This window comes from Flavobacterium flevense, assembly GCF_900142775.1.
GTDB lineage: Bacteria > Bacteroidota > Bacteroidia > Flavobacteriales > Flavobacteriaceae > Flavobacterium > Flavobacterium flevense.
On the sequence record NZ_FRCC01000006.1, the window covers coordinates 57,178 to 82,268 of the forward strand.

Below are 25,091 nucleotides of genomic sequence, written 5' to 3' on the forward strand. Positions count from 1 at the left end.
ATGAGCAAAGTTATGGACACAAAAAACTGTTTCCATTGTGGTTTAGATATTGTAAAAGAAGCTGAAATTATTTTTGACGCAAAAACATTTTGTTGCAACGGCTGTAAAACCGTGTACGAAATTTTTAGTCTTAATGATTTGACTTGCTATTATGATTTTGAAAAATCACCGGGAGCAACTCCGCAGGAAATTAAAGGGAAATATGATTTTTTAGACAATGAAAACATCGTTTCAAAAATATTGGAATTTCAGGAGGATACAACCGCTATTGTTTCACTTAGCATTCCTCATATACATTGCAGCTCTTGTATTTGGATTCTGGAAAATTTACAACGCCTTCAAAAAGGAATAAGCAGTTCGCAGGTTAATTTTCCGGAGAAAAAAGTGCGTATTGTTTATAATTCAGCTCAGGTTTCGCTGAGTGAATTGGTGTATTTGCTAAGTTCTATTGGGTATGAACCTTATATTAGTTTAGAAAATTACGAAACTCAAAAACAAAACATTGACAGAAGTCTGACCTATAAATTAGGTGTGGCTTTCTTCTGTTTTGGAAACATCATGCTGCTTTCTTTTCCCGAATATTTTGAGGTCAAAGAATTCTGGCTGGACAATTACAAACCGTTTTTCAGATGGCTGATTTTTGCATTGGCTTTACCCTCTTTCTTTTATTCCGCAAGCGGTTACTATGTTTCGGCTTATAAAAGCATCCGGTCTAAAATGCTCAATATCGATATTCCTATTGCCTTAGGAATTATTGTAATGTTCATTCGCAGCCTCGTTGATATTGTATTGGATTATGGTTCGGGTTTTTTTGACAGTCTGACGGGCTTGATTTTCTTTATGCTTTTGGGCAAAATGTTCCAAATCAAAACCTATAGTTTTCTAAGTTTCGAAAGAGACTTTAAATCGTATTTTCCGGTTGCTGTTACCCGAATAAATAGTGACGCTTCCGAAGAAAGTGTTGCTGTTTATGATATTCAAAAAGGCGACAGGCTACTGATTCGAAATCAGGAATTAATTCCCGTTGACGGAATTTTAATTAGCGAAAAAGCCGCTATTGACTACAGCTTTGTTACCGGAGAAGCCATCCCTATCAATAAGAATTCAGGCGATAAAGTCTTTGCAGGAGGAAAGCAAATAGGAAAAGTGATCGAAATGGAAGTGTTGTTTTCGGTTTCTCAAAGTTATTTGACGCAGCTGTGGAGTAATGATGTATTTCAGAAAAAAGTAGCGCAAAAACACAAAAGCATCACCGATAGTATTTCCAGATATTTCACTCCTATATTATTATTAATCGCTTTTCTGGGATTTGGATATTGGATTTTTACAGATGTGAATACTGCTTTCAATGTGTTTACTGCGGTATTAATTGTGGCATGTCCTTGTGCTTTAGCATTAACAGCTCCTTTTACATTAGGAAATATTTTGCGAATTACAGGAAAGCAACAATTTTACCTTAAAAATGCTTTGGTTATCGAACAATTAGCACAAGTGGATACCATTGTTTTTGATAAAACAGGAACTATAACGACTAATAAAAAATCGAATATTTTGTACGAAGGAAAGTCTTTTTCTGAGGAAAATTTGATTCAAATAAAATCAGTACTCCGAGCTTCTAATCATCCTTTAAGCCGAATGTTGTATGACTTTTTACCCGATGTGGAACGACTGAATACCAGCAATTTTGAAGAAATTACAGGAAAAGGAATTCAGGCAGAAGTAGCAGGAAATTTTATTAAAATAGGTTCAGCGGGTTTTGCCGGAAATTCCGAAGAGAATTCGGTAATACAAACCTCGGTTCACATTCAAATTAACGATGAATATTTCGGGAAATACGTTTTTAAAAATCAATATCGAGAGGGTTTAGAGCAGCTCTTTAAGAATTTGAAAAACAAGTACCAAATCAAAGTTTTGTCGGGCGATAATGCCGGGGAAAAAACCGCTTTGGAGCAACTTTTGCCCCAAGCAACAGAACTTGTTTTTAACCAAAAACCGGAACAAAAACTGGAATTTATCAGGCAATTACAGGATTCAGGTAAAAATGTGATGATGGTAGGCGATGGTTTGAACGATGCGGGAGCTTTGGCACAAAGTAATGTAGGGATTTCAATTTCTGAAAATGTGAATGTTTTTTCTCCTGCCTGCGACGCTATTTTAGAAGCGGGACAATTCCAAAAATTAGATTATTTCCTGAAGCTTTCTAAGAAAGCCATGTTGGTCATAAAAATGAGTTTTGGCTTGTCCTTACTCTATAACGTTGTTGGGTTGTCGTTTGCCGTTACCGGTAATTTAGATCCCCTGATTGCAGCGATTATCATGCCTTTGAGTACCATTACCATCGTGAGTTTTGTGACTTTGATGAGTAATTATTATGCGAGGAAGCTGATTGGAAGTAGGAAGTTAGAAGTTGGGAGTTAGAAGTTGGGAGCTAGAAGTCAGAAGTTCGAAGTTGGGAGTTGGGAGTTGTAATTTTTTTCCACCCTTTAGGGAGGGGGGAAGAAAAAAATTAGAAGTTAGAAGTTAGAAGTCAGAAGTCAGAAGTTTGGAGTTGAAAGTTTGGAGTTGTAATTTTTTTTCACCCTTTAAGGAGGGGGAAGAAAAAAAGTTAGAAGTAAGAAGTAAGAAGTTGGGAGTTGTAATTTTTTTCTACCCTCTAGGGAGGGGAAAGAAAAAAATAGAAGTGGGAAGATAGAAGTGAGTAAATTTCTTTTTCCACCCTTTAGGGATGGGGAAGAAAAAGAAATTAAAATCCAAACCATGATAAATGTCATAGAATCTCCGAAGTAGGGAGTCTAATTTTGGGGTATAAAATTTTAAGGTATGAGCGTCATTTATTTATTAATCACCATCAGCATTTTTGTTGCCATTGCTTTCTTAATAGCCTTTTTTATGGCAGTTAAGAACGGACAATATGACGATGATTACACACCCTCGGTTCGGATGCTTTTTGACGATGAACTCAAAAAAGTTAAGAATGAGGAATTGAAAAAGTTAAGCAATCATAAACAAACGTCTAACACTTAACCCCTAACATTTACAATTTATAAACATTTTAATTTTAATATATGGAAATGCAGCAGTTTTATTATGACAACAAAATTGTTAAGAAGTTTATTTATGCTACCATTGTTTTTGGGGTTGTCGGCATGGCGGTCGGACTTTTATTAGCTATTTTATTTTTATTCCCAAACTTAACAGATGGAGTTTCCTGGCTGAGTTTTGGTCGCTTAAGACCTTTGCATACTAATGCTGTTATTTTTGCCTTTGTGGGAAATGCCATGTTTGCCGGGATTTATTATTCTTTGCAACGATTACTGAAAGCGAGAATGTTTTCTGATTTTTTGAGTAATCTTAATTTCTGGGGATGGCAGTTAATCATTGTTGCAGCGGCTATTTCGCTTCCATTAGGATACAGTACTTCTAAAGAATACGCCGAATTAGAATGGCCTATCGATATTGCAATTGCACTCATTTGGGTTGTTTTTGGTATCAATATGATTGGAACTATTATCAAAAGAAGAGAGCGTCACCTGTATGTTGCTATTTGGTTTTACCTGGCCACTTTTGTTACCGTAGCCGTATTGCATATTTTTAATAGTTTGGCTTTGCCGGTTTCTGCCATGAAAAGTTATTCTGTTTATGCAGGAGTTCAGGATGCTTTGGTACAATGGTGGTACGGGCACAATGCGGTGGCTTTTTTCCTGACAACACCATTTTTAGGATTGATGTACTATTATATTCCTAAAGCGGCAAATCGTCCGGTGTATTCTTACCGCTTGTCTATTGTGCACTTTTGGTCTTTAATATTTTTATATATCTGGGCAGGACCGCACCATTTATTGTATTCTGCTTTGCCTAACTGGGCACAAAATTTAGGAGTAGTTTTCTCTATTATGTTGATTGCACCGTCTTGGGGAGGAATGATAAACGGATTATTGACGTTGCGTGGTGCCTGGGATAAAGTACGAACAGAACCTGTGTTGAAATTCTTTGTAGTAGCTATTACAGGTTATGGAATGGCCACTTTTGAAGGACCAATGTTGTCTCTTAAAAACGTTAATGCCATTGCGCATTTTACCGATTGGATTGTCGCTCACGTACACGTAGGAGCTTTGGCATGGAACGGATTTATGGCTTTTGGTGTGATTTATTGGTTGATTCCAAGGATGACAAAAGGACCTTTGTATTCTCTTAAGTTAGCTAATGTTCACTTTTGGATAGGGACTTTAGGAATTATACTTTACACACTTCCTATGTATGTTGCGGGTTTTTTACAGGCTTCTATGTGGAAACAATTTAATCCTGACGGAACACTGACTTACGGTAATTTTCTGGAAACGGTAACTCAAATTATGCCTATGTATTGGATGAGAGCCGTAGGAGGGACATTGTACATTATTGGAATGTTTATTTTAGTCTATAATATTTATAAAACAGTTCGATTAAATGATGCTGTTGAAGACGAATTAGCAGAAGCTCCCGAATTACAGAAAATAAGCAGTGGCAGAATTAAAGGAGAAAAATTCCACCCTTGGTTAGAAAGAAAACCAATCCAATTGACTATTCTGGCTACAGTTGCTATTTTGATTGGTGGTATTATCCAAATTGTACCAACTATTATGGTAAAATCAAATATTCCAACGATTACAAGTGTAAAACCATACACACCATTAGAACTCGAAGGACGTGATTTATATATTCGTGAAGGTTGTGTAGGCTGTCACTCTCAAATGGTACGTCCGTTTAGAAGTGAGGTAGAACGCTACGGTCCTCAATCTAAAGCTGGAGAATTTGTGTACGATCATCCATTTCTTTGGGGGTCAAAACGTACCGGTCCTGATTTACTGAGAGTGGGAGGAAAGTACAATGATAACTGGCATTTTAACCACATGTGGTCACCACAAAGTACTTCTGCGGGATCTATTATGCCGGGTTACAAATGGTTATTTGACAACAAGGCTTTGGATATTTCAGACATCGAAGCTAAAATGACAGTAATGAGAACCTTAGGTGTTCCTTATACGGATGATGAGATTGCCAATGCTGAAAAAGCAATAAAAGCACAGTCTAAGCAAATAGAAAATAACCTGCATGCCGATCCTGATTTTGTAAAAAGTTACGAAGAAAGTAAAAAGAAAGCAGCTGCCAGAGGAGAAGCTTTTGTACCAATGCAGGACAGAGAAATTGTAGCTCTGATTGCGTACATCCAAAGATTAGGAACTGATATTAAAGTGAAAAAATAATTTTTATTGAAGTTACTGAGGTTCTAAGATTCTAAGTTACTAAGAAATCTTTTGAAGCTTAAAGCTAAAAACTTAGCACCTCAGTCACTCAGTATCTTAGCAACTTAAAAAAATGTTTGAACAAATAAAACACAATATGGAAACCATCGCAGGAGTGGCGATATATCCAATACTATCATTATTGATCTTCTTTTTCTTCTTTGTAGGATTAGGCTTTTGGGTTTTCTCGTATAAAAAAGAAAAAATTAAGGAATTGAGCCAGATTCCGTTGAATGATACTTTAAAAGTAGAATAGTAAAGCCATAGCATTATGAAAAAAATAATTCCAGCCTATCTTAGAGTAATTGCGCTTTTCTTTATCATTTTTGGTTTGATAGAATATTTTATCGATTCAGGTGACCGACCTGCTTTTATAAAATTTCCAATGGTCAATTTGATTCTGTTGGTCGTTTTGGTCTTGTTAGTTGCGATAGAAGCTGTCGTTAAGGCAGCGGATAATATCGTGTATCAGTTATTATCGGAGGAAGAAAAAGCAAAATTAGCAGCCGATGAAAATTTGAAATTAACAGAAAAACCATGGTTTAAAAAGTTGATGAGCAAGCTCACACGAACAGTGCCTATAGAAAATGAGGCAAGTTTGTTGCTTAACCATGATTATGATGGTATCAAAGAATTAGATAATAATTTGCCGCCATGGTGGGTCTATTCTTTCTATGCCTGTATTATTTTTTCAGCTATTTATTTAGTTCGTTTCGAAATTATGGGAGCTGATAATCAGGAAATGGAATTGAAAAAAGAATTGGCTCAGGCCAAAATAGAAGTAGCCGAATATATGAAAAATGCTCCGGATTTAATGGACGAAAAATCGGTTACACAATTAACAGAGCCGGCAGATTTAGCTATTGGGAAAACACTTTTTGAAAATAATTGTGCTGCTTGCCACAGAGCCGATGCAGGTGGGCAAATTGGACCTAATTTAACCGATGATCATTGGATTCTGGGAGGCGGAATCAAAAATATATTTCTTACGATTAACAATGGTGGTCGGGATGGTAAAGGGATGATTTCCTGGAAAGGAACACTGAAACCTAAAGAAATTCAAAAAGTAGCCAGTTATATCATGTCTTTAAAGGGAAGTAATCCGAAAGATGCAAAAGCTCCCGATGGTGATATTTGGGAAGAAGAAACGCCATCAGTTGCCGAAGCAAAATAATAAAAGTTATTACAAGCCATTAAGGAATTAAGAATAATTAAGTATTAGCTTAATCTTCTTAACTTCTTAATGGTAAAAAAAGATAAAAAATGTCAAAGTTAGCCGACGAAGCTTTTAGAGATAGCATTGGAACGATTGATAATGAAGGAAAAAGGAAATTTATTTATCCTAAAAAACCTTCGGGCCGGTTTTATAAGTATAGAAAATGGGTAAGTTATTTTTTATTACTAATTCTGATTGCAAATCCGTTTATCAAAGTCAACGGCAACCAGTTCATGCTGTTCAATATTCTGGAGCGGCGTTTTAATATTTTCGGATTTCCTTTCTGGCCACAGGATTTTTATCTCGTGGTGCTGTTTATGATTATCGGAGTGGTGTTTGTCATTTTGTTTACGGTAATTTTTGGACGTATTTTTTGTGGCTGGATTTGTCCGCAAACGATATTTTTGGAAATGGTTTTCAGAAGAATCGAATTTTGGATAGAAGGCGACAGAGGTGCTCAGATACGATTAGCGAAACAAGAATGGAATGCTGAAAAAATCAGGAAAAAAGCATTGAAATGGGCGGTGTTTTTATTGATTTCTTTTGGCATAGCCAATGTGTTTTTAGCTTATTTAATTGGAAGCGATACCTTGATTGAAATAATAGGGGATAATCCTGTCAATCATTTAAAAACCCTGATTTCCTTATTTATTTTTACCGGTGTATTCTATTTTATTTTTGTCTGGTTCAGGGAACAGGTTTGTATTATTGCTTGTCCTTATGGCAGATTGCAAGGGGTACTTTTAGACAATAAATCCATTAATGTGGCCTATGATTTTGTTCGGGGTGAAAAAGAAGCAGGAAGAGCCAAATTCAATAAAAAAGAAGACAGAACGCTAACTGGAAAAGGCGATTGTATCGATTGCAAGCAATGTGTCAATGTATGCCCTACGGGAATTGATATCAGAAACGGAACACAATTAGAATGTGTCAATTGCACCGCCTGTATTGATGAATGTGATACCATTATGGAAAGCGTAGGATTGCCCAAAGGCCTGATCCGGTATGCATCGGAAGATGAAATTGAGAAAAAAACGCCTTTTAAATTCACTGCCCGAATGAAAGGGTACACCGCCGTTTTAATTGTTTTAACGGGAATGCTTACAGGCTTGTTGTTTTTACGTACGGATGTAGAAGCGCTTATTTTAAGATTGCCGGGACAGCTATACCAGCATAAAGGCGAAAATATTAGTAATGTGTTTACATACAAAATTATCAACAAAACCAATGATGATTTTAAGGCAATTCACTTTAAGTTAAAAGGAATAAAAGGTTATTTAAAAGTAGTGGGAAACCAAACGCTGAAAGTTCCAAAACAAGGGATGAGCAGTGGAACATTGTTTATTGAAATCAATAAATATTTGCTGGAAAGCGATAAAACCAAATTAAAAATAGAAGTGTATAACGGCGATAAAAAAATTGAAACCACTACGACAAGTTTTTTAAGTCCGAGAACTTTTGATTGATGTTCTAACTCCCGAAAGAGGAATTTAGGCGTATAAACGAAATATATTTTTAATGCAATACATAGAAAATATGACAACTAATAATTTAAAAGATTCTAAAATTTCGGTGGGAGTTCCCCCTTCGGGGGTTAGGGGGATCAATTGGGGAACAGGATTAGTAATTGCTATAGCATTGTTTATGAGTTTTATATTGTATTTTGTGATAAAAGTACAGTCTAATTCTAAGTATGACAATGAGTTGGTTGTAGAAGAATATTACAAACACGACGCCCGTTTTCAGGAAGAAATGCAGCGTGTACAGAACGCTCAGGATTTAAACCATAAACCAATTATAACCCAAACTCATGAGGGAATTACAATTGTATTTCCTCAGGAGTTTACAACTAATCAAATTACAGGAACAGTGTCCCTTTACAGACCGTCTAACAAAAAATTAGATTTCGATACTCCGATTTCGTTGTCTAATCCAACTTTGCTCATACCTAAATCAAAATTGGCAGGCGGTCAGTGGGGCATTAATATGGAATGGCAATATCAGGGAAAAAAGTATTTAACTAAAGAATCTATTTACATTAATTAGTTGCTAAGATGCTAAGTTTCTGAGATACTAAGTGTCTTAGAAACTTAGCATCTTAGTAACTTAGAACCTCAAAAAATGCTTTACACTGCTTTACTTTTCGGACTTATAAGTAGTTTTCACTGCATTGGGATGTGTGGTCCTATTGCTATGATGCTGCCTGTGGACAGAAATAATCCGGTTAAAAAAGTAACGCAGATTATGAGTTATCATTTGGGACGAATAAGTGCTTATGCCACCATAGGTTTTATTTTTGGGTTACTTGGTAAAGGATTTTTTATCGCCGGAATCCAGCAAAAAATGTCTATTGTTATTGGAATCCTGATGATTGCAGCAATTGTAATTCCCGAGAAAGTATTTGCCCGGTATAATTTTTCAAAACCACTATTCCGACTCATTTCGAAAATGAAACAGCTTTTAGGAAGTCAGTTTAAAAAGAAATCGTATCAATCACTTTTTACGATTGGGTTATTAAATGGTTTCCTGCCTTGCGGAATGGTTTATGTAGCTTTATTTGGTGCTATTGCGATGCAAAGTAGCAGTCTGGGGGTTTTGTATATGGTTTTATTTGGTTTAGGAACCATTCCTTTGATGAGTACGGTGCTTTATATGGATTCTTTTTTGTCTGTTGCTGTACGAAATAAAATCCAAAAAGCCATTCCTGTTGTGGTGGCTTTAATAGGAGTATTGTTTATCCTTCGGGGCTTAGGCTTGGGAATTCCTTATATTTCGCCCACTACAATGAGTCTGTTTGTACAGGCTAATCCTGATTGTCATTAGGAGATTTTAGTTTTAAGTAGTCTAAAAGCTGTTTTGCATATTGTGAAACAGCTTTTTTGATGGCTAAAATTGAATGAAATGTGAATTGTGTAGTTCTTATTGTAAATTCTATAAGTTGTTAATAGTCTTTCAAATGTAAATTTACAAGAGTTACTAGAAACAGTAAAAAATATACACTATGAAAACAGAAAATAAAGGTTTTAATTTAACAATTCCTATAAATAATTTCGATTTATTTTATGATGACCTGGGAGAAGGCAATGTTCCTGTTATATTTATACATGGTTTCCCTTTTGATAAATCGATGTGGCAGGGACAACTGGAATTTTTACAATCAGCATATCGGGTAATTGCCTTTGATATTAGAGGATTTGGTAAATCTACTGATGAGAATTCTTCTTTAAGTATTGATTTATTTGCAGACGATTTAATAGCATTTATGGATCAGTTGAACATTGAAAAAGCTGTTATTTGTGGTTTGTCTATGGGCGGATACATCACTTTAAACGCATACCAGCGTTTTCCTGATCGGTTTGAAGCATTGATCTTAGCCGATACACAATGCATAGCCGATACTCCTGAAGCAAAAGAAAAACGATATAAAACCATTAGTAAAATAGAAGCTAATGGAGTAACCGATTTTAATGAAAGCTTTATTAAAAGTGTTTTTTACGAAGATTCATTTACAAATAAAAAAGAAGTAGTCGAAGAATTAAGAAGCGTGGTGTTTTCTAATCCCGAGCATATTATCCAACGCGGACTGGCGACAATTGCTGAACGTTCAGAAACTTGTTCGACTTTAGATAAAATAAGTATTCCAACATTAATTATCTGCGGTAAAGAAGATAGTGTAACCCCATTAGCACAATCAGAAGCAATGAAGAAAGCTATATCCGAAGCCACTTTAAAAGTTATTGAAAACGCAGGTCATGTGTCTAATTTGGAACAGCCCCATGAATTTAACAAACATCTTTCAGATTTTCTAAAAGCTATAAATATCATTGGAGATGGTGGTTTCAAAGTAGATTAATGTTTTCAATGGACTGATTGATTTAAAAAATAAACCTCGTTTAAATAGTCTTAAACGAGGTTTATTATTGTGTAGTCTGTCGTGTTGATATAAAATTGAAAGGACTTTATAGTTTAAGAAAGTGGTTATCGCCAATATTTAGGGTATTTTCTGTAAGGACTAATATTGTTAAATAACAAAGCGATAATCGTTATAATTAAAGAACCAGATAAAACAGGATTTAGTAAAAAATCCCAATGACAAGCCCCTAATATAACAACTAAAGGGTCTGCCCCTGCTGGAGGATGTGTTGTTTGGGTTAGTTGCATTATGCCAATTGCTAATCCAACACCTAAAGCAAGTGCGTACCATTGGTTGCCAAATAACCAAAAGCAACAAAGTCCTATAAATGTTGAAATTAAATGTCCTCCAATAATATTTCTTGGCTGTGCTAAAGGACTATCGGGCACACCAAAGGCCAGTACACAACTAGCTCCAAATGGAGCCATAATAAAAGGTAACTCTAGGTTTTTAGTAAGAAAGGCTAATATTGTAATGGTCATAAAGCCACCAAGTGCTGAATAAATTGAAAATTTAACGGATACTGGTTTTGGACTTTTATTTACAGTTTTAAATTTTACAATGTAATTTTTCATTTTGCTAGAATTAGTTTTTAGATAATATTTTAAGTTCTAATTTTATGTTGCTGGATAACGACATCGATTTTTAGTGTCATTTTAGGAATTTCAGATATTAAGATTTGTACATCTGAGTAAAAAACAAACCTCTTTTAAACTGCTTTAAAAGAGGTTTAGAATATTGATTTATGGTAAAAGTATGGGAATTTAAGTTTCTAAGTTGCATAAATATAATTTATACTTATTTACGTTTTATAAATATCTGTCAGACTCATTAATTTCAAGGTCATTTATACTTGCATATCTTTTTTTCATCAAGCCATTTTTATCAAACTCCCAGTTTTCATTTCCATAAGCTCTAAACCAATTTCCATTTTTGGTTTGATATTCATATTCAAATCTTACTGCGATTCTGTTTTCGGTATGTGACCAATACTCTTTTTTTAGTTTGTAATTTAATTCTCTATTCCATTTATCGGTTAAGAATTTTACAATTTCTTCTCTACCATTGACAAAAGTACTTCGATTTCGCCATTCGCTGTCAATGGTATATGCTAATGATACTTTTTCTGGATTCTGTGAATTCCAGGCATCTTCAGCCATTTGAATTTTCTGTTTTGCGGTTTCCAACGTAAAAGGAGGAAGTGGATATTTCTGTTCCATTTTGTTATTAATTAAGTTATACTTTCTACTATTGCTATTGATTTGTTTACAATTTCGTTTGACTCGAACAATTGACTCTCTATAATAGAGCCTTCAAATAATATGTAAATATGTGTTGCCAATAATTCATCCTTAACCAACTGATTAAAGAATATTCTCAAATCATTTTTGTGTGATTGGATTACTCTAAGAATGTTTTGTTGTTCTTTTGATATTTCGGATAAAATATTTAAGAAACTACAACCTCTGAAATTTTCCCTTTCATTCATTTGTATAATAAAGTCAAATGCACTTAAAATTTTTTCTTTCCGATTTTTAGATTTTGAAGTGAATTCTATAAGCTTACTAAACCAATATTCATGTCTTTTATTTAGAAATTCAATACACAAGTCATCCTTAGATTTAAAATGTTGGTAAAAACTAGCTTTTGCAACATTTGCTTCACTTATTATTTGGTTTATTCCAGTACTATTATAACCTTGATGATGGAATAAAATAGCGGCTTGTTCTAGTATTCTTTCTCTTGGAGAACTCATAGCATCTTTATTTTTTATCAAATGTATGATAAAAAATAACAACATACAAACAAGTCTGTCTGTTTTTTTGAATTGTATAAAAAAGGTTAATTTGAAAGTGAGAAAAGTAATCGCAATACTACTGTATTATTCATTAAATAATTTCATCAACTTTAAAGTTCCCATTTGATCCGATGTAATAATTCTTTTGGAGCGTCAAAATAAACGATATAAAACCATTAGTAAAATAGAAGCTAACGGAGTAACCGATTTTAATGAAAGCTTTATTAAAAGTGTTTTTTACGAAGATTCATTTACAAATAAAAAAGAAGTAGTCGAAGAATTAAGAAGCGTGGTGTTTTCTAATCCCGAGCATATTATCCAACGCGGACTGGCGACAATTGCTGAACGTTCAGAAACTTGTTCGACTTTAGATAAAATAACTATTCCAACATTAATTATCTGCGGAAAAGAAGATAGTGTAACCCCATTAGCACAATCAGAAGCAATGAAGAAAGCTATATCCGGAGCCACTTTAAAAGTTATTGAAAACGCAGGTCATGTGTCTAATTTGGAACAGCCCCATGAATTTAACAAACATCTTTTAGATTTTCTAAAAGTTATAAATATTATTGGAGATGGTGGTTTCAAAGTAGATTAAGTACTTCAACGGGCTGATTGATTTAAAAAATAAACCTCGTTTAAATAAGTCTTAAACGAGGTTTAGAATATTACAAATTAAAAAATCGCGTAATCAATAATTAAAATATTTATTATTCGTTTTCAAAAAGTTGTTTTAATGTATTAATTGCAAGAAACATTTTACCACTATCCGGGAGGTCTATAAAATCATATTTTTTATAGAATTTAGAGGCAGCTTCATCAATTGGATCTACAATTATTGCAAAAGAACCAATTTCCTTAGCGATTTCGTAGCTTCTTTTTAAGGCATCAATTAATAAAATTTTCCCAATTCCTTTTCCCTGATATTTTAGATCAATAGCTAGTCTTCCCAACAGAGTGGTAGGAATAGAAGTATAGGATTTAGGTAGCTTTTTTTGAATTTCATTAGGAAGACTGTTCAGAGGAATACTGTTATTCGATAATGTATAATATCCACAAATAGTAACATTAGTATTATCTAATAAAACAAAACAACCGGAAAGTTTACGTTTAATATCCTGTCCTGCTTGATTTTTAAGATAATTATTCAATAAATCTTTTCCGCAATCAAAATCCTTTTTATTATGCCTGCTTTCTAAAAGTTTAATCATTTGATTTAGAAATAAAAGCATTGTAATCGTTTAAGGCATCAGATAAAGCTTTATTTGGACTTTTGGATTTAGTTATGGCATCAAAAAAAACTTTACTATCCCTTTCTGAAGCTATAACTTGTTCTTTTTCCTTAATAATTTCTTTCGCTTTTTCTTCAACTGTTAAGATGATAAAGTCTGTTAAATTCCTGAAACCACCTAAATGCGCAGCTTTTTCAAAGAACTGTTTTTGTTCTTTAGGAAGTCTTGCATCAAATCGTGCCTGCTCTTTTGTTACGCTACTCATAGTTGTATTATTTTATATGCAAATGTACGTCTAAAATCCGTACAGTAAATATAATTGTACGTTAAATTTCCGTACTTATGAGTTCGTTGCGTTTTTTTAATTAGATTTAAGTTACCATTATTTTACACCGTCATAGAAAACAAAGCGGTTTCAGGAGCTTTACGTTTTAAATGTAAATCAAAAGCCATGCAGATGTTCCTAACAAAAGCTTTGCCCTTATCGGTTACCTGAATTCCGTTTTCTTTGATGATAAGGATTCCGTCCTGTTGCATTTCTTTCAATTGCCCTAAAATTTCTCTTACTTCTTTAAAATAAGTGGTATTTGTATCCCAATAGGTTTCAAATCGGCACATGAGATTCAGAATGTGTTTTCTAATAACTAAATCTTCATCGCTTAACAAATGACCTCTGAAAATAGGGAGTTTATCCCATTCTAAAAGTTGGTAATAATCATCGATATTTTTTTCATTTTGTGCAAAACTATACCAGCTGTCACTAATAGATGAAACCCCTAAACCAATCATTAATTTGGTTTTTGAAGAGCTGTAACCCATAAAATTGCGATGTAGTTGCCCGTTTTTGAAAGACTGATATAAAGTATCCGTTTCTAATGCAAAATGATCCATTCCTATTTCGTGATAGCCATTTTTAAGCAATAATTCTTTACCTACCTGATATAAAATTCTTTTTTCCTGATCTTTTGGAATGTCTTCATCTTTAAAACCGCGTTGCCCATTTCCTTTTATCCACGGCACATGAGCATAGCTGTAAAAAGCCAGTCGGTCGGGTTGTAATGATTTTGTTTTTTCGATAGTATCTACAACATCTTCGGTTTTCTGAAAAGGCAGTCCAAAAATAATATCGTGCCCTATAGAGGTATAACCTATTTCTCTGGCCCAGAAAGTAACTTTGGCCACATTGTGAAAAGCCTGTTCGCGATGAATGGCTTTTTGTACTTTTTCAGAATAATCCTGAACACCAAAACTGACTCTTCTAAAACCTAAATCGTACAATTTTTGTAAATGCTGATACGTAGTATTATTGGGATGTCCTTCAAAACTGAATTCATAATCCGGAGCTTTAGTGGCATAAGCAAAAATACCGTTGATTAAATCTTCCAGGTTTTTTGTCGAAAAAAAAGTGGGTGTTCCGCCACCCAGATGAATCTCTTTGATAATAGGTTTTTCATTCAGAAGATTACTATAAAGACGCCATTCTTTTAAAACCGCCTGAATGTACGGCGATTCTACGCTGTGGTTTTTAGTAATACGCTTGTTGCAACCGCAAAAAGTACACAGACTTTCGCAAAAAGGAAGATGAATGTATAGGCTGATTCCTTCTTGAGCATTGCTCTCCGAAAATGATTTTTTAAAAGTAGTAATCCAGTCCTGATAAGTAAAATCAGCTTCATTCCAGTAAGGAACAGTGGGGTAGCTGGTGTAACGGGGACCAGGCACATTGTATTTTTGAATCAATGAATTGTTCATGGCATGTATTTTTATAATTCAAAAGTAATGTGCTTTAGAATAAATAAAAATGACAATTATCATGAAAGAGGGAAACGGGGGAAGAGGGAAGTTAGAAGTTAGAAGTTAGAAGTTAGAAGAGGGAAGTTTGAAGAGGGAAGTTTGAAGAGGGAAGTTTAAAAAAAAGAAACTTGATAAAACAAGGCGATTTTCAGTTTTGAAAGTCGCCTTGTTTTTTTACATAATATTTGACTGCTTCTAACTTCCCACTTCTAACTTTTGGACTATTCCTGATTGAGGCTTCTAAGTTGTTTTAGTTTTTCTTTCCAGGTATCGAGGCTTTCTTTGTGAATAGCAATGTTTTTTCGAACTTCTAAAACAATAGAATTTTCTTTTTTGGCATTTTTAGTATTCGTAAAAAACTGGATGTTATTCTCTAACTGGAAAATTTCATTTTGTACTTCTTCAATTTTACGGATAATAAAAATCTTTTCGTTTTCTAATTTCCTGTTATCATTATTTTCCGAAAGATTTTCTATTTTATTGGTAAAACGCATCATATCAGAATCTTTTTTACTCAAACTTAGTTTGTCAAAAAGAGCATCTAATATTTTATTGAATTTTCCTTCTATATGTCTTCTTGTATAAGGAACTCTTCCCAGATTTTTCCAGTTTTCAATATGCAGTTTTATAGCATCTAAATCGGTTTTGTGGTCTCCGGTTAATTGAAATTCTTTAATGCTTTCCAGATATTCTTTCTTTTTATCAAAGGCTTCCATTTCTTCGGCGTTGTGCTCACTTCTTTGCTCTTTTAAGCGATTAAAGTAATGATTACAGGCCTCTTTAAATTCAGCCCAGACTTTGTCAGAATATTTTCGGGGAACGTGACCTATTTTTTTCCAATCTTCCTGAATTTGTTTCATGATTGGAGTGGTTGCTGAAAAATCGTCGCTTTCTTTTAATTCATTGGCTTTAGCAACCAATGCATTCTTCTTGTTCAGATTCTCATTTTGCTCCTTTTTAATGTCTTTATAAAAAGAGTTTTTAAAAGAATTGAAATTTCTAACCGCAGTTTTAAATGCAGCCCAGGTTGCTTCGTTTACTTCCGAAGGCACTTTTCCGGTAGAGAAAAAAGCATTTCTAAGGGCTTCTACTTTTTCAATTTGCACTAACCATTGGGAGTGTGCGTTTACTTTTATCGTGCCTAATTCTTCAATTTGAGCAATTATGGCATTCTTTTTTTCCAGATTTTCCTGCTCTGTTCCTCTCATTTTTTCAAAAAGAACTTCGCGTTTGTCATGCATTTTCTTAGTTAAATCACTAAACTGATTCCATATTTCATCACGATGTTCTCTGGAAACAGGACCTATGTCTTCTTTCCAGATGCGGTGTAAATCCTGTAATTCTCTAAATGCTTTATTGATATCCTGCTCCTGAAGCAATTCTTCCACACGGGCTATAATTTTTTGTTTAAGCTCTAAATTGTGCTTAAAATCAAGATCTCTGGCTTCTCTGTCTAAATGTAAATAATCATAAAAATTCTCGATATGAAAATGATAATTATTCCAGACATGATTGTATTTATCCTTAGGAATCGGACCTGCATTTTTCCAGCGTTCTCTTAATTCGTTAAAATGCTTTAGTGTATCCTTGATATTTTCATTAGGATTAATCAACTCTTTTAGTTCTTCAACAATAGCTAATCGCGTTTCCAGGTTATTTTTTAAATTACTCTCCAGACTTTTAAAATGGATGTTTTTATTGTCTTTGTATAAAGTATAAAACTGATCAAATTTAGTTTTTAAAGGAAGATGGTATTGAAATTCTTCGGTACTTTCAGGATTTTCAGCTAGGAATTCTTCTTTTTTCTCTTCAATAAAATGATTGTATTTTGACAAAAAAGCTTTTTTAATTTCCTCTACATGATCCCTGATAGACATTACTTTTTCATTAGTAACCAGCTTTTGCAGTTCATCTGTTAATACTTCCATTGATAAAGTATCATAATCTTGCATAGGAATTTCATGACGGGCTTTTAAAGTCTCGTCTTCATGTTCTTCCGCATTTGAAGCTTCAATTTCATTCAATGCCTGCTGTTTTTTAGCTAATGAATCAGCTTCCTCCGCATCAGTAGGAGTTTCGTTTTCAGCCATTTCAGGTTTAGTTACAGCTTGAGTATCAGTGGCTAAGTTTCCGTCTGTCTTTGTTTCTGATGGTGACAGGTTATCATTCGTTTCTTCTAACATTTTTAAAATGTTTAAGGGTTTTATAATTGGTTAAATCGATTGGAAAGATAGTAAAGGTCTGTCGAAAATCAAAATAATTCCCTTATTTATAGTTTTTTTAGTTAAATAAAGTATTGGTTTTTAAGAAAATAGGATCTAATTTTTTAGATTATTGTCGTTTGGGCATGCAATGATAGAACCTATAAATTGCTGATTTATTTAGTAACAATACTCCTGAAAGTCAGGTTGATTCGGGGTTTAATTATCTTTTTAGAAGGAGGAAGACGGTGTAACCAGTGGGTTTGGGTTTCGTCTTTCATGACTAAAAGGCTTCCTTGTTCCAGCATTAGGGATACGGTTTCTTTAGTCGTTTTGTGTTTGAATGCAAATTTTCTTTGAGCACCAAAACTTAAAGAAGCTATAGCTCCGTTCTTTTTTAAATCTTTTTCGCCATCACTATGCCAAGCCATGCCTTCATTGCCGTCATGATATAAGTTGAGCAAGCAGGAATTATAGGTTTCGCCTGTTATTTGTTCTGTTAATGATTTTAACTCCAGCAGTTCAGTTGTCCATAAAAGCGCCTCTTTAGTAACATTCGAATAGCTGTATTTGAAATTTTTATCTCCATACCAGGCCACTTTTCTTTTGGTAATAATCAGTTTTCCAAAAATAACGGCTTCATCATTTTTCCATTCAATAGTTTCTAATAAACGGTTATAGTAGAATTCAGCTTTTGAATAATCCATTATTTTGCCATAATACAACACCTTACCATCTCGGGGCAGAAGGTTTGTATTGGGGTCGTATTCGGGACTGAATAAATCCATTTTATCTTTATTTTAGACGGATAAAGATATTATTTTTGGCGGTATAGTTCAATTTCTTTTTTAGACAAACGTTGCTTTAACCATTGCGATAGTTTATCCAGTTCCGGTTTTCCAAATTCATTTTTACTTTTATAGATAAGGACAGGAACGGTTTTAATACTATCCGTTTTTTCATTAAAAGTATGATTTGAAATCGAAATATTTTGTATGTCCGGAAACAAAATTTTCATTTCAGCAAGGAGATTATTATTGTCAAAATGATTCTGCGCTATCTGTTTTTTTAAATTCAGAATAGTTACATCTTTTTGACTTAAAACTGATTTGTTGAAATTGATTTCATTTAAAATATCGCTTTTTAAATCAGTTGTGTCCTGTTTTATGACTAATTTGGTGTTGTTTAATTCATAGTCCTTCAAACTCCGATTAAGTTCTTTTATTTCAGCATCGCTAAAACGTTTGGATAAAAAACCCAATTCCAGAATTTTTGGACTTTTGTTAAACTGCGTTTTTTTGTATATAATAGTAATGCCTTTATTGTTAAATTCTTTTTCAGTAAAAACATCAATTTGCTGTTGGTATTTTTTTTCTTCGAATAGTTGATACGCAAAATAAATACTTGGCAACAGCACAATAGTTATCACGGTACTGATATAGTATTTTACCTTTTTTTGAATTTTTTCATCCAATTGTTTTTTGATGGGATAATCCAGGTATTTAACAATTAAAAAAGTGGAAATACAAATAAATATACAGTTGATAGAGTACAGATACATGGCTCCAAAAAAGAATTTGAAACTTCCGGTTGCTAATCCGTATCCGGCAGTACAAAGAGGAGGCATTAAAGCGGTAGCGATGGCAACTCCCGGAATGGGATTTCCTTTTTCTACCCGGGTTATTGCAATTACTCCTACGAGACCACCAAAAAAAGCAATCAGAATATCATAGATATTGGGCGAGGTACGGGATAAAAGTTCGGGTTGTGCTTCCTTAAACGGACTGATGTAAAAATAAATAGTAGAAACGACCAGCCCGGCAATAGTAGCTACTAATAGGTTTTTCAGGGATCTTTTAAGGAGTTCAAAATCATAAGTGCCTAGTCCGAAACCGGCTCCTACAATGGGCCCCATTAAAGGAGAAATAAGCATGGCTCCAATTATTACAGCAGTCGAATTGACATTTAATCCAATCGATGCTACGGCAATAGCACAGGCTAAAATCCATAAATTGGCTCCTCTGAACGAAATGTTGACTTTTACATTATCTAAAACTTTAGATTTATCATCTTCACCTTTGGTAAGATTTATATAATCAAAGAGCTTTCTAATTAGTAATTTCATTGCTTTTCTTTAAATTATATTTTAATAAAATAAAACCAATACAACCTGCTGTTAAAGAAGACAGCAGAATTATAAATTTAGCATTATTTATTATATGATGATCGTCAAAAGCTAATAAAGTAACAAAAATTGACATTGTAAACCCAATACCTCCCAGAAATCCAACACTAATAATTGTTTTCCAGTTTAAATCACCCGGCAGTTTGCAAAGACCAATTGAAACCGCTAAAAAGCTAAATATGGCAATACCTAACGGCTTTCCAACAATAAGTCCCAGCATAATTCCCATGCTGTAATGCAAACTTAAAGTAGATACAATATCTGATCCTAAAACAATTGCCGTATTAGCTAATGCAAAGAGCGGTAAAATAATAAAAGCAACCGGTTTGTGTAAAAAATGCTGTAATTTATAAGAAACAGATTTTTTAGTTCCATCACCAAAAGGAATAACAAAAGCGATTAATACACCCGTAATCGTAGCATGAATTCCGGAATTAAGCATAAAATACCACATGATTACACCGCCAACAAGGTATGGAATTAAGTTTTTTATTTTCATTCTGTTAAGGATGAATAAAAACAATAAAATCCCTAATGCAATGGCTAAATTCATCCATAAAATGGTTTTAGTATAAAAAACTGCAATTACAAGAATAGCTCCTAAATCATCAATAACGGCAAGAGCTGTTAAAAAAACTTTTAAAGATAACGGAACACGATTACCCAGTAAAGAAAGGACTCCTAAAGCAAAAGCAATATCAGTGGCCATGGGAATTCCTGCTCCTGATTGTGCCAATGTCCCGTAATTGAGTAATAAATACAATCCCGCAGGAACCAGCATTCCTCCTAAAGCGGCAAAAATAGGCAATAAAGCTTCCTTAATATTCGATAATTCTCCCAAATAAATTTCGCGTTCTAATTCTAATCCGATCAATAAAAAGAAAATAGTCATTAAACCATCATTAATCCAGTATTCCAGACTTTGGCTACCCACTTTCATGTGCCAGGTATGAAGATATTGATCTGAAAAAATAGAATTTGCCAGAAGTAATGAAATTATTGTACAGCCAATTAAAACAAGTCCACTTGATTTTTCATTATCAAAAAATTCGGTAAAAAGCTCTGATTTGTAAAGGCGTTTAATTGTTTTTTTCATGTGTTGTTGTTTTGTTTTCTCTTGATGCAAGAAATATTTGGGTTTCTTAAATTTTGCTGTTATTTTATCATTTAGTTAAAGAAATGATTCAATTGGCTTCTATATTTATTAAAAATGTAGTGATATGCAAAAATAACGAAATATGTAGTAAAATCAAGCTGTTAAAATCATAATATTAAGATGTTTCAGCTGATGTAAAATAGTAAAATGAAAAATAGGCTTTGCTTTTTTTATCAATTTGCTAAGCAGAATCTAAAAAAGTTTTTAAAAAGGTGCAATAATAAAATTTTAAAAGCTTTTAAATAAGTAGCTTATAGGTTTATAGAAGCTTTTTATATCGAATTAGATTAAAACTATTACAATCTGTCTGATAATTGCTGTTCATGTAGTATTTTTGGGAATGATAAGAAAAAATGCTAACACTACTTTATGAAAATCGTACTATCACCTGCAAAATCTTTAAATTTAGAAACAGAATTGCCTACAGCACAATTTAGCCAACCTTCGTTTTTGAAAGAATCCAGACAAATTCATAAAGTTTTAAAACAGCAATCGCCAAAAGATTTATCTGATTTAATGTCTATTTCGGATAAATTAGCCGATTTAAATTGGCAACGTAATAAAGAGTGGAAAACACCTTTTACACCTGAAAATGCGCGTCCGGCTGTTTATACTTTCGACGGCGATGTTTACACTGGTTTAGATGCTTACACGATTCCAGTGGAAAAATTAGAGATTCTTCAGGACAAATTAAGAATTCTGTCCGGCTTATATGGAATTTTAAAACCTTTGGATTTAATGCAGGCTTACCGATTAGAAATGGGAACAAAACTGCCTGTGGGTGAACAAAAAAATCTGTATGATTTTTGGAAAACGACATTGACACATTCGCTTAATAAAGAACTAAAAAAAGACGAGTTGTTTATCAATTTAGCCAGTAATGAATATTTTTCGGCAATAGATGTGAAAGCGTTGAAAGTTCCTGTAATCACTCCTGATTTTAAAGATTATAAAGATGGAAAACTGAAAATGATTAGTTTTTTTGCTAAAAAAGCCAGAGGAATAATGGTGCGTTATATTATTGATACCAATGCCGAAACGATTGATGATTTAAAAGGATTTAATTATGAAGGCTATCAGTTTGATGCTAATTTGTCCAAAGGAAATCATTTGGTTTTTACCCGATAATTTTTATCTGATTTTTTTACCATATAAGTCATATAAGTTTTTAAAAAAATTAGTGGCTATAAATGTTATAGAGCTTATAAGTTTAGAAATCAGGAAAGATATAAATAAACAAAAATGCCGTCTCGTTTTGAAAAACAAGGCGGCATTTCTAAATTCTGCAATCTAAAATTAATGCATCGCATCAGCAGGATTGATTTTGTTATTTCCTTTTTTGATAAATAAAATAATAGGAATACAGCATAAAAAGAGCAAGCCCAGATACAGGAAAATATCCATGTAAGCCAGTACGGTACTTTGTTTGATAACCGAAAAGTCAAGTACCTCATAAGCTTTTTTAAGGGATTCGTTGATCGAATAGCCTTTAGCCATAAAACCTTTTTGTAACTGATCCAGTCGTTCTTGTACAGCATAATTGCTTCCGTCCAGATTAGCAACAAGATTTACACGATGTGTTTGTGTCAATCGGGTGATAAATGTGGTAATAATTGCAATCCCAAAAGAACCTCCTAATTGTCGCATCATTCCGGTAAAAGCAGCTCCTTCACCAATATTTTTTCCTTTTAATGTTGAAAGTGATAATGTGGTAATAGGTACAAAAAGTAATCCTAATCCAACTCCTCTTAAAATTAAGGGCCAGTACATGTGTTCTACACCCGTGTCAGGAGTCATATTAAAGTACATTAACAGCGTGAAAATAAAGAATACCAGAAAACCTACTGCTACCATATATCCCTGCGGAACACCTCTTTGAATCATTTTACCCACAAAAGGCATCATAATAGCCGTTGTAATCGATCCCGGAATTAAGAGTAAACCGGCATCAGTAGCAGTCCAGCCTAAAATGGATTGCGTGTAAATAGGGATAATCAATGTGGAACCATAGAGTCCAAAACCCATGATGAAACTCAAAATAGTACCTATTCTCAGGTTGCTGTCTTTTAATACGCTTAAATTCACAATTGGATATTTGTACACTAATTGTCTCCAGATAAAGAGGAGCAATCCAAATAAAGAAACAATACTCAGGGTTACAATTAAACCATTATTAAACCAATCGTCTTGTTGTCCGTGTTCCAATACAAATTGTAACGAACCAATGAAAGTAGCTAACAAAATGATTCCATACCAATCGACCTGATTTGATTTTAATTTTTCGCCATATTTAGGACTTCTTACAAAGGTAAGTGTCAATAGTGTAGCAATAATTCCCAATGGAATATTGATGTAAAAAATATAAGGCCATGAAAAATTATCTACCAAATAACCTCCTAAAGGCGGACCCAGAGTAGGACCCACAATCACACCCATTCCGTAAATTGCCTGTGCCATTCCACGTTTAGCGATGGGATAACTTTCGGTGATAATGGTTTGTGCGGTTACTAATAAAGCGCCACCTCCTAAACCCTGTACAAACCGGAAAGCTACTAGTTCCCAAATATTCGTTGCATTTCCGCATAAGAAAGAAGCAACTGTAAATATAATGATTGAAACAGCAAAATAATTTCGTCTTCCAAATTGTTGCGAAAGCCAGCTTGTCATGGGGATTACAATAACATTGGCAATCGCATAAGCAGTAATTACCCATGCAACATCTGTTAAAGTGGCTCCCAGACTTCCCCTCATATTAGTCAAAGCCACATTGACAATAGTGGTATCTACAATTTCGAGCAAAGCACAAAGTACTGCTGTAATTGTTATGATTACTCTTCTAAAGCCATATTCTACTAAATCGTCATCTGCTAGTACCATTTATTCTTTATTATTTTAGTCTAATCTCGTTATTATCAAACCTTAAATTCCAGTATTTTGCATAATGAAATGAAGCAAAATGTCCCGATAGCTATCGGGATGAAACCCGTTTTTATTTTAATTTTTCTTTTTTGCTTGATCAAAAAAGAAACAAAAAAATCAAGTCTTACGCTTCCTCGTCGGTCAAATTAGTTTTCGAATGCTAAAAGAAAAGAACTCGCTATCGCTCAAACAACTTTTCTTTTTACGCATTCTTCAAACATTTGACACTCGACTGCGAAAGCTAAGGACATACCAAATCCAGAAATAACAATGATTTGATTTTAATTAAATTAGCTTTTATATTTATTTTAAATGCACATCAACATCTACGTTCATTCCCGGACGCAATAGTTTTACTTTTTCGATGTCGTTGCTTGGATCAATACTGATTTTTACAGGCAAACGCTGAATGGTTTTTACAAAGTTTCCGGTAGCATTATCCGGAGGCAAAATAGAAAAACGAGAACCTGTTGCCGGAGAAAAGGAAGTGACTGTTCCTGTAAATTCATAATCAGGATAAGCATCTACTTTTAAAGCTACTTTTTGACCCGCTACCATTTTGTTCAATTGCGTTTCCTTAAAGTTGGCAATTACCCAGGCTTCATTGTTATTGATAATATAAAACAAGGATTGTCCCGGTTGAACCAATTGTCCCGGCTGAATATCAATTTTAGAAACCTGACCGTCAATGGCTGCTGTGATAACCGTATAGCTTAAATTTAATTTAGCCGATTCTAATAAAGCCTGTGCTTTTTTAATATTTGCAGAAGCAACATCAATTTGCTTGTCTGAAACTAAAGATTTAGCCTGAGTAACCGATTTTTGAAAAGCAGTTGCTCTTTGTTGTTGTTGTAAAATACGAACCTGATTTTCAGCTTCCTGTTTGGCTGCCAGAGCCTGTTCGTATTGCTGTTTAGTAATCGTATGATTTTTATACAAATTGCTGTAACGGTTAAAATCATTTGTAGCTAAACCCAACTTAATTTTTGCCGACTCAATATTTCCTGTTGCCGATTTTACATTAGCATCCGATACGGATACACTGGCCAGAATACTGCCAATATCTGCTTTAGATACTTCAAAATTTCCTTCGGCTGCTGCCAATGTTGCTGTAGCTTCATCAATTTTTAACTGATAATCTTTTTTATCAATAGTAAATAAAGTATCTCCTTTTTTAACATAATCATTGTCTTTTATGTACACCTTACTTACATATCCTGAAACTCTGGGAATAATAGGATTCATGTATTTTTCTACTTGTGCATCGTCTGTTTCTTCATGAGAAAGGGAGTGAATGTATTTGTAAGAACCATATATGACGCCTAATAGAATTAAAGAACCTATTATAACGATAAATTTTTTGTTTGTTTTTTTCTTTTCCATTTTAGGTATCGA

The 25,091-nt window shown here is 33.8% G+C and carries 23 protein-coding genes; 11 read left to right on the forward strand and 12 right to left on the reverse strand.

Going from position 1 to position 25,091, the window contains the following annotated elements:
* Positions 1-12: 12 nt before the first annotated feature.
* The 9 genes from BUB89_RS11160 to BUB89_RS11200 all read left to right on the forward strand — a co-directional run bounded on the left by BUB89_RS11160 (position 13) and on the right by BUB89_RS11200 (position 10,351).
* The gene (locus BUB89_RS11160) at positions 13-2,418 is read left to right on the forward strand and encodes a heavy metal translocating P-type ATPase (RefSeq protein WP_073245382.1); all 2,406 of its coding nucleotides are present in this window, start codon (positions 13-15) and stop codon (positions 2,416-2,418) included.
* Positions 2,419-2,820: 402 nt separating this feature from the next.
* A complete protein-coding gene (gene ccoS, locus BUB89_RS11165; protein WP_073245067.1) occupies positions 2,821-3,024 on the forward strand; it encodes a cbb3-type cytochrome oxidase assembly protein CcoS in 204 nt (67 codons plus the stop codon).
* 41 nt (positions 3,025-3,065) lie between these two features.
* Entirely contained in the window at positions 3,066-5,243 is a 2,178-nt protein-coding gene (gene ccoN, locus BUB89_RS11170) for a cytochrome-c oxidase, cbb3-type subunit I (RefSeq protein WP_073245069.1), read from the forward strand.
* 112 nt (positions 5,244-5,355) lie between these two features.
* On the forward strand, positions 5,356-5,538 hold the full coding sequence (locus BUB89_RS11175; protein WP_073245071.1) for a CcoQ/FixQ family Cbb3-type cytochrome c oxidase assembly chaperone: 183 nt from the start codon (positions 5,356-5,358) through the stop codon (positions 5,536-5,538).
* A gap of 15 nt (positions 5,539-5,553) precedes the next feature.
* Entirely contained in the window at positions 5,554-6,456 is a 903-nt protein-coding gene (locus BUB89_RS11180) for a cbb3-type cytochrome c oxidase N-terminal domain-containing protein (protein ID WP_073245073.1), read from the forward strand.
* A gap of 89 nt (positions 6,457-6,545) precedes the next feature.
* The gene (ccoG, locus tag BUB89_RS11185) at positions 6,546-7,964 is read left to right on the forward strand and encodes a cytochrome c oxidase accessory protein CcoG (protein ID WP_073245075.1); all 1,419 of its coding nucleotides are present in this window, start codon (positions 6,546-6,548) and stop codon (positions 7,962-7,964) included.
* Between the two features lie 178 nt (positions 7,965-8,142).
* Positions 8,143-8,544, forward strand: a complete 402-nt coding sequence (locus tag BUB89_RS11190) for a FixH family protein (protein ID WP_234982630.1) — start codon at positions 8,143-8,145, stop codon at positions 8,542-8,544.
* 75 nt (positions 8,545-8,619) lie between these two features.
* Positions 8,620-9,321 (forward strand): sulfite exporter TauE/SafE family protein, encoded by a 702-nt coding sequence (locus tag BUB89_RS11195; RefSeq protein ID WP_073245079.1) that lies wholly within the window; start codon positions 8,620-8,622, stop codon positions 9,319-9,321.
* Positions 9,322-9,499: 178 nt separating this feature from the next.
* Complete coding sequence (locus BUB89_RS11200; RefSeq protein WP_073245081.1) at positions 9,500-10,351, forward strand: alpha/beta fold hydrolase; 852 nt, start codon at positions 9,500-9,502, stop codon at positions 10,349-10,351.
* Positions 10,352-10,476: 125 nt separating this feature from the next.
* Here BUB89_RS11200 and BUB89_RS11205 read toward each other — a convergent pair whose 3' ends face one another.
* The 3 genes from BUB89_RS11205 to BUB89_RS11215 form a co-directional block, all read right to left on the reverse strand.
* Positions 10,477-10,986, reverse strand: a complete 510-nt coding sequence (locus BUB89_RS11205; RefSeq protein ID WP_073245084.1) for an HPP family protein — start codon at positions 10,984-10,986, stop codon at positions 10,477-10,479.
* Positions 10,987-11,220: 234 nt separating this feature from the next.
* Positions 11,221-11,631 carry a nuclear transport factor 2 family protein gene (locus BUB89_RS11210; protein WP_073245086.1) on the reverse strand — a complete coding sequence of 137 codons (411 nt, stop codon included), beginning with the start codon at positions 11,629-11,631 and terminating at the stop codon, positions 11,221-11,223.
* Positions 11,632-11,642: 11 nt separating this feature from the next.
* A complete protein-coding gene (locus BUB89_RS11215; RefSeq protein ID WP_073245384.1) occupies positions 11,643-12,167 on the reverse strand; it encodes a TetR/AcrR family transcriptional regulator in 525 nt (174 codons plus the stop codon).
* A gap of 187 nt (positions 12,168-12,354) precedes the next feature.
* Between BUB89_RS11215 and BUB89_RS11220 the strand changes: the two genes are divergently transcribed.
* Positions 12,355-12,807 (forward strand): alpha/beta fold hydrolase, encoded by a 453-nt coding sequence (locus tag BUB89_RS11220; RefSeq protein WP_073245088.1) that lies wholly within the window; start codon positions 12,355-12,357, stop codon positions 12,805-12,807.
* 112 nt (positions 12,808-12,919) lie between these two features.
* Here BUB89_RS11220 and BUB89_RS11225 read toward each other — a convergent pair whose 3' ends face one another.
* The 7 genes from BUB89_RS11225 to nhaA all read right to left on the reverse strand — a co-directional run bounded on the left by BUB89_RS11225 (position 12,920) and on the right by nhaA (position 20,717).
* A complete protein-coding gene (locus tag BUB89_RS11225; protein ID WP_073245090.1) occupies positions 12,920-13,420 on the reverse strand; it encodes a GNAT family N-acetyltransferase in 501 nt (166 codons plus the stop codon).
* The gene (locus BUB89_RS11230; RefSeq protein ID WP_073245092.1) at positions 13,413-13,706 is read right to left on the reverse strand and encodes a type II toxin-antitoxin system TacA family antitoxin; all 294 of its coding nucleotides are present in this window, start codon (positions 13,704-13,706) and stop codon (positions 13,413-13,415) included. The genes BUB89_RS11225 and BUB89_RS11230 overlap by 8 nt, the downstream gene beginning before the upstream one ends.
* Before the next feature lie 122 nt (positions 13,707-13,828).
* Positions 13,829-15,193: an oxygen-independent coproporphyrinogen III oxidase gene (hemN, locus tag BUB89_RS11235; protein ID WP_073245099.1), complete on the reverse strand. Its 1,365-nt coding sequence runs from the start codon at positions 15,191-15,193 to the stop codon at positions 13,829-13,831.
* A gap of 263 nt (positions 15,194-15,456) precedes the next feature.
* The gene (locus BUB89_RS11240) at positions 15,457-17,418 is read right to left on the reverse strand and encodes a DUF349 domain-containing protein (protein WP_073245101.1); all 1,962 of its coding nucleotides are present in this window, start codon (positions 17,416-17,418) and stop codon (positions 15,457-15,459) included.
* Between the two features lie 194 nt (positions 17,419-17,612).
* The gene (locus tag BUB89_RS11245) at positions 17,613-18,224 is read right to left on the reverse strand and encodes an alpha-ketoglutarate-dependent dioxygenase AlkB family protein (RefSeq protein WP_073245103.1); all 612 of its coding nucleotides are present in this window, start codon (positions 18,222-18,224) and stop codon (positions 17,613-17,615) included.
* 29 nt (positions 18,225-18,253) lie between these two features.
* A complete protein-coding gene (locus BUB89_RS11250; RefSeq protein ID WP_174799735.1) occupies positions 18,254-19,561 on the reverse strand; it encodes a TIGR00341 family protein in 1,308 nt (435 codons plus the stop codon).
* Positions 19,545-20,717, reverse strand: a complete 1,173-nt coding sequence (gene nhaA, locus BUB89_RS11255; RefSeq protein WP_073245105.1) for a Na+/H+ antiporter NhaA — start codon at positions 20,715-20,717, stop codon at positions 19,545-19,547. Before nhaA ends, BUB89_RS11250 begins: the two co-directional genes overlap by 17 nt.
* 429 nt (positions 20,718-21,146) lie before the next feature.
* Between nhaA and yaaA the strand changes: the two genes are divergently transcribed.
* On the forward strand, positions 21,147-21,905 hold the full coding sequence (gene yaaA / locus BUB89_RS11260; protein ID WP_073245107.1) for a peroxide stress protein YaaA: 759 nt from the start codon (positions 21,147-21,149) through the stop codon (positions 21,903-21,905).
* 168 nt (positions 21,906-22,073) lie between these two features.
* Here the strand turns inward: yaaA and BUB89_RS11265 are convergent, their stop codons facing one another.
* On the reverse strand, positions 22,074-23,654 hold the full coding sequence (locus BUB89_RS11265; protein WP_073245109.1) for an MDR family MFS transporter: 1,581 nt from the start codon (positions 23,652-23,654) through the stop codon (positions 22,074-22,076).
* 345 nt (positions 23,655-23,999) lie between these two features.
* Positions 24,000-25,079: an HlyD family secretion protein gene (locus tag BUB89_RS11270; protein WP_073245111.1), complete on the reverse strand. Its 1,080-nt coding sequence runs from the start codon at positions 25,077-25,079 to the stop codon at positions 24,000-24,002.
* Positions 25,080-25,091 lie beyond the last annotated feature (12 nt).